The following is a 1296-nucleotide window of genomic DNA, read 5'->3' as shown; positions in this document are numbered from 1 at the left end:
CGATTGCCAGCGTGCCGACCGGAATGCCGCCGGGCATCTGGACGATCGACAGCAAGCTATCCATGCCCTTCAGCGCCTGAGATTCGACCGGCACGCCCAGCACGGGCAAGTGCGTCATCGACGCCGCCATGCCCGGCAGATGCGCCGCGCCGCCCGCACCTGCGATAATGACTTTCAGCCCGCGTTCGTCGGCGCTGGTCGCGTAATCGTAGAGCCGCTGTGGCGTGCGGTGCGCCGACACCACTTTCGTTTCATGCGTTACGCCAAGTTCGGCGAGCACGTCCGCGGCATGACGCATCGTCTCCCAATCGGAGGTGCTGCCCATGATGATGCCGACCAGTGTCGCGTCCGCCATTCGATCCCTCTTCGGAACGGGAAAGCGCCCCCCTAGAGATGCGCGGCTTTGGGCGCAACTGCCGGGAAGCGCGTTGCCCGGTTTCGCCCTATACCCGGTCTATGAGCACCGCCCTTTCCGATGATGAAGCCTGGACTGCGTTTGAGCGCCGCGACCGTGCCTATGATGGGCGCGTGATCGCAGGTGTCACTACGACTGGCATCTATTGCAAGCCAAGCTGCCCCGCGCGGCACCCAAAGCGCGAGAATGTTGTTTTCTACGCTGACGCCGCTGCCGCGCGTGCTGCCGGGTTCCGCGCCTGCCTGCGCTGCAAGCCCGATGAGATTGGGCGCGAGCGGGTGGCTGTGGGGGCGGCGGTTACCCTGCTGGAAACTGCGGAACGGCCACTGACCCTCGACGCGCTCGCCGTCCAGGTCGGCTACGCGCCGCACCATTTCCAGCGGCTGTTCAAGCGCGCCACCGGCGTGACCCCTGCCGCCTATGCCCGTGGCATTCGCGCCCGCCGCGCCGCCGCTGCCCTGACACAGGAGAATAACGTGACCGATGCGATCTACGAAGCGGGCTATTCCGCCCCCAGCCGCTTCTACGAAACCAGCAACGCCCGGCTCGGCATGACGCCCAGCGCGTGGCGGGACGGCGGGGCCGGGGTGACGATTCGGTGGACCATCGCCGAAACCAGTCTCGGCCCACTCCTGATCGCGGCGACTGACAAGGGGCTGTGCCGCGTCGCGTTTGACGAGGATAGCCTGGCGCTGGCCACGCGCTTCCCGGCGGCGGAGATCACATCGGGCGGTGCGGCGCTGGCCGAACTCGCGGCGCAGGTGGTGGCCGAGGTCGAGCAGCCGGGTCGCCATACTGACTTGCCGCTCGATGTGCGCGGCACGGCTTTTCAGGAGGCGGTGTGGCAAGCGCTGCGCAGCATCCCGCCGGGTGAGACAGCA

General features: G+C 67.4%; 2 protein-coding genes. One reads left to right on the top strand and one right to left on the bottom strand.

The window, feature by feature from the left end; translation table 11 throughout:
- Positions 1-355, bottom strand: a 355-nt coding sequence (purE, locus tag U1769_RS25070) for a 5-(carboxyamino)imidazole ribonucleotide mutase (protein WP_332720880.1), incomplete at its 3' end; no start/stop codon positions are given.
- Between the two features lie 101 nt (positions 356-456).
- On the opposite strand from purE, the gene U1769_RS25065 reads away from it, so the two are divergent.
- Positions 457-1296, top strand: an 840-nt coding sequence (locus U1769_RS25065) for a bifunctional transcriptional activator/DNA repair enzyme AdaA (protein WP_332720879.1), incomplete at its 3' end; no start/stop codon positions are given.

The organism is Parasphingomonas zepuensis, from assembly GCF_036663735.1.
Lineage (GTDB): Bacteria > Pseudomonadota > Alphaproteobacteria > Sphingomonadales > Sphingomonadaceae > Sphingomonas.
The sequence above is the reverse complement of the archived record's forward strand: the minus strand, read 5'-3'. Positions and strand labels throughout refer to the sequence as shown.